General features: G+C 68.5%; 3 protein-coding genes, 1 tRNA gene and 2 pseudogenes. 3 read left to right on the forward strand and 3 right to left on the reverse strand.

What is annotated here, in order from left to right; genetic code table 11:
* On the forward strand, positions 1-814 hold an 814-nt coding region (locus AB4Y99_RS27225), incomplete at its 5' end, for an ATP-dependent helicase C-terminal domain-containing protein (protein WP_441525538.1).
* A 9-nt stretch (positions 815-823) separates the two neighbouring features.
* Here AB4Y99_RS27225 and AB4Y99_RS27230 read toward each other — a convergent pair.
* The 3 genes and pseudogenes from AB4Y99_RS27230 to aroA form a co-directional block, all read right to left on the reverse strand.
* A complete protein-coding gene (locus AB4Y99_RS27230) occupies positions 824-1,630 on the reverse strand; it encodes a DUF1194 domain-containing protein (protein WP_441525539.1) in 807 nt (268 codons plus the stop codon).
* Between the two features lie 124 nt (positions 1,631-1,754).
* Positions 1,755-2,205 (reverse strand): annotated as a pseudogene (locus tag AB4Y99_RS27235) ((d)CMP kinase).
* Positions 2,202-3,545, reverse strand: a complete 1,344-nt coding sequence (aroA, locus tag AB4Y99_RS27240) for a 3-phosphoshikimate 1-carboxyvinyltransferase (RefSeq protein WP_441525540.1) — start codon at positions 3,543-3,545, stop codon at positions 2,202-2,204. The pseudogene AB4Y99_RS27235 and the gene aroA overlap by 4 nt, the downstream one beginning before the upstream one ends.
* 227 nt (positions 3,546-3,772) lie before the next feature.
* On the opposite strand from aroA, the pseudogene AB4Y99_RS27245 reads away from it, so the two are divergent.
* Positions 3,773-4,101 (forward strand): annotated as a pseudogene (locus tag AB4Y99_RS27245) (TIGR02300 family protein).
* Between the two features lie 167 nt (positions 4,102-4,268).
* Positions 4,269-4,344, forward strand: a tRNA-Ala gene (locus AB4Y99_RS27250).
* Positions 4,345-4,482 lie beyond the last annotated feature (138 nt).

Genomic DNA, 4,482 nt, shown 5'->3' on the forward strand with positions numbered 1-4,482 from the left:
GGCCCGGATCATGGCCGCCGCAGCGATCGGCGAAACGGAAATCGGCATGCTCGTCGGCCATGGTCTCGCGCCCTACGCCATCACCGAGCGCGAGGAGGCGAGCTTCGACCGGGCCGCCCGCGCCTTGCGGGTACGAGCGGTGCGCCGTTACGGCGCGCTCGCTTTGGCGGAACGCCCCTTGCCCGTCGCCGGGACGCTTGAGAATGCTGGGGCGCTGGCGAAAGGCATCGCCGCGCTGGGCATCGGCCTGCTGCCCTGGACGAAGGGGCAGAATCAGTTGCGCGAGCGTGTCGCCTTCCTGCGCAAGGTCGAAGCCGAGCAGGGCTGGCCCGATCTCTCCGACGAAGGGCTCGCGCAGAATCCGGAAGACTGGCTCGCGCCGCATATCCTCGGCCGTGCCTCGCTCGCGGCGATCCAGCCGGCCGATCTCGATTCGGCGCTGGCGGGCCTCGTCCCCTGGGAGCTGAAGCGCCGGCTCGATGCCGAGGCCCCGACGCATTTCACCGCCCCGACCGGCTCCTCTTTCGCCGTAGACTACGCGGCCGAGGCCGGGCCGACGATTTCGGTGCGCGTTCAGGAGCTCTATGGGCTGGCGAGCCATCCGGCGCTGGCCGRCGGGCGCGTGCCGCTGGTCCTCGAATTGCTTTCGCCGGCGCATCGGCCGATCCAGGTGACGCGCGATCTGCCCGGCTTCTGGCGCGGCTCATGGGCGGCGGTGAAATCGGAGATGAAGGGCCGCTATCCCCGCCATCTCTGGCCCGACGACCCCGCCGCCGCCTTGCCGACGACGCGGGCGAAGCCACGGGGGACCTGAGACCTACCCTCAATTCCCCATCCGGTCGCTCCATTGCCGTTCCCCGGCAAGGCAGGTCGACGGGTCGCCGGCTTGCGCTTTCTGGACCGTTGCATCCGGCGGCAGGGCGGCGATCTCGCGCAAGAGCTTGGTGCGCGTCGCCTCGACGAACTGGTGCTTCTCGCGGATCGGGATGACGAAGGCGCCGATGCCGGTGACGACGCAGTCCTTGTAGTAGACGTCGAGGTTGTCGATATCGAAATAGCCCGCCTGTTTCAGCATCACCGGCAGGCCGTTGATGGCGATGCCCTTGGCGCCTGCCTCGTCGCGCGCGGCGGTGACGGGGCGCCCGTCATTGTTGGCGCCGTCGCCGGAGATGTCGATGACGCGGCGCATCGCCGTGACGTTGGACTGTTCGAGCAGTTGCACGCCGAGATCGATCGCCCCGGAGATCGAGGTGCGCCGGCCTCGCCGCGTCGGCGCCTCGCCGAGTTCCTCCGCAAAGGCATTGGCGGCGGCCGGGCCGTCGATGATCTTCCAGGGCCGCACGATGTGCTGGAAATTGCCGCCGGCCCATTCGACATAGGTCACGGCGATCTTGCCSAKCGCGCCWTTGSYGATGGCGTCSTGCAGMKGYTTSGARCGRAAGGCCTCKATATAGCCGYYGCGCTGCARSGCGAGCTCGTCGAGATCCATCGARTAGGARATGTCGACCGCCAGCACGAGCGCGACGTCGACCTCCTCCGGCGGCGCATTTGCCGGCTGCGCATTCGGCGCGGCCTGGCTCCACAGCGCCATCGCAGCCAGACCTGAGAGACCGTACAGCCAGCGCCGCATCGCCACCTCCGCCATCCCGTCGCGGTGGCGAGTGTGCGCCGGCTTCTCGACGAGGCCAAGGCTGAAAAGCCGGCTTTCAGGCCTGTTTAGATAGCAATCTCGCGAGAACGAGCGGGAAAGCGCCTCAGGCCGCGCGTCGCCGCTCGACGATGCCGATGGCGGCGGCGACCACCTCCTCGACGCTCAGCGCCGAGGTGTCGAGAATGATCGCGTCCTCGGCCGCCTTCAGCGGCGCGTCGCTGCGGCCCGAATCGCGCGCATCGCGCCGGCGGATATCGGCGAGGATGCTCTCGAAGGCGACATCCTCGCCCCGGCCGAGGAGCTCCTTGTGGCGCGCGCAGGCGCTCCTCCGGAAAACCGGTCTCGTCGAAGCTGCCGACGAGGTGCTCGGCCGCCGCCGTGTCATGGATGTCGTGCCCGGCATCGAGCATGGCGCGCGCCACCATGCGGTAGAGCAGGCCGGTATCGAGGCAGGGCAGGCCGTAATGGGCGGCGAGCCGCTTCGCCAGCGTGCCCTTGCCCGATGCGGCGGGGCCGTCCACGGCGATGACGAGGTCGCCCGTGGCTGGCTTCATCCGATCCGGCCTCCGAGACCGTTCATCAGAGCGGTGAAGCTCGGGAAGCTCGTCGCGATCATCAAGCCGTCATCGACCACGACGGGATTCTGGGTCGCAAGGCCCATCACCAGGAAGCTCATGGCGATGCGGTGGTCGAGATGGGTCGCGATCGGGCCGCCGCCGCGCACGGGCGCGCCGCCCGAGCCCTCGACGAYSAGRTCGTCGCCYTCGATCCRGCAGGTCACGCCSGCRGCCTTCAGCCCGGCCTCGACCGCGGCGAGGCGGTCGGATTCCTTGACGCGCAATTCCTGCAGGCCGCGCATCCGCGTCGTGCCGGTGGCGAAGGCGGCTGCGACCGCCAGCACCGGATATTCGTCGATCATCGAAGGCGCGCGCTCCGGCGGCACCGTCACGCCCTTGAGCTGCGAGCCGCGCACGCGCAGGTCTGCGACGGTCTCGCCGCCTTCATTGGCCTCGCGCTCGACCGTGATGTCGGCGCCCATCTCGATCAGCGTCGTCAGCAGGCCGGAGCGCAGCGGATTGGTCATCACGCTTTCGAGCAGGATGTCGGAGCCGGGCACGATCAGCCCCGCCACCAGCGGGAAGGCGGCGGAGGAGGGGTCGGCCGGCACGACGATCGGCGCCGCCTGCAATTCGGGCTGGCCCTTCAGCACGATGCGCCTTCCATGCGCGCCTTCCGGCGTCACCGTGATCTCGGCGCCGAAATGGGCCAGCATCTTCTCGGTGTGGTCGCGCGTCGCCTCCGCCTCGATCACCGTGGTCTCGCCGGGCGCGGCGAGCGCCGCGAGCAGCACCGCCGACTTGATCTGCGCCGAGGCGACCGGGGGAGCGTAGACGATCGGGATCGCCTCCTTCGGGCCGCGCAGGGTCAGCGGCACGCGGCCGCCCTCCTGCTGCGAGACGACGACGGTGCCCATCTGCTCGAGCGGGTCGAGGATGCGCCGCATCGGCCGCTTGCGCAGCGAGGCGTCGCCGTCGAAGGTCGTGGTGATCGGATGCGAGCCGCAGACGCCCATCATCAGGCGCGAGCCGGTGCCGGCATTGCCGAAATCGAGGATATCCGCCGGCTGGTGCAGGCCGCCGACGCCGACACCCTGCACGCGCCAGGCGCCCGGCCCGTCATGGTGGACGACGGCGCCGAGCGCGCGCGCGGCGGCGGCGGTGCGCATCACATCCTCGCCTTCGAGCAGGCCGCTCACCTTCGTCTCGCCGATGGCCAGGAGGCCGAAGATCATCGCCCGGTGGGAAATCGATTTGTCGCCGGGCACGCGGACGCGGCCCTTGAGCGGGCCCCCAGCGCGGGCGGTGACGGGGACGGGGTCATGGTCGTGGGACACGGGGTCGGAATCTCTGCGCTTTGGGCCAAACGAGCTGCGCGCCCGCCCTAGCATGCCCGTGCGAGCCGCGCCAATGCGCGCGTCCGGGGCGCGCGCAGGGGCTCTGGAAAACGCATTGGACTTGCGCGGGGTGATCACATCGCGCAAATCAGCATTTGACAGCGCCGTCCGCCCCGATTAACGGACGCGCCTGCTTTTCAGAACATGATGGTTGAAGGTCCGACGCAGTGGCGAAACCGGAACTCGGAACGAAGCGCGTTTGCCCGGTCACGGGGCGCAAGTTCTACGATTTGAACAAGGACCCTATCGTCTCCCCCTATACGATGAGGACGAGGTCGAGGTCGCCGATGGCGCGGTCGAGCTCGTCTCGCTCGAGGATGCCGACGCCGAGGCGAGCGAGAAGGACGTCGTCGTCACCAGCGAGGACGACATCGAGGTCGAGGACGACATCGTCGCCGACGACGATGACGACACCTTCCTGGAAGAGGACGAGGAAGGCGACGACGATGTTTCCGATCTGATCGACGGCGACATCGAGGGCGACGAGGACAACTGATCCACAGCCTTCAAAAAAGATGACGGCAAGGCGACATTAGGCGCTTGTGTCTTCAGCCCGGGCCGCCTATAGAGCGCTGCGTCGCCGGCAGGCGGCCCGGACGGAACCGCCGAGGCGGTTTGAATAAAGTCCGATTGACGGCCGATCCCAACTCGGTCGTCTCGTGTGGGGCCATAGCTCAGTTGGGAGAGCGCTTGAATGGCATTCAAGAGGTCGGCGGTTCGATTCCGCCTGGCTCCACCATCTCCTCCTTCACGGAAGACCGCAGATCACCGCAACCGGCCCCGCAAAGGCCGGTTTTTTGCTGTCCTCGTGTCAGGAGCGTCCGCAGGGCGCCATTGGGAGCCAGGACGATCGTCCCTATCCTAGATCGGCCTGAAG

Origin of the sequence: Allobosea sp. TAB14, assembly GCF_052113865.1 — a bacterium.
Taxonomy (GTDB): domain Bacteria; phylum Pseudomonadota; class Alphaproteobacteria; order Rhizobiales; family Beijerinckiaceae; genus Allobosea; species Allobosea spartocytisi.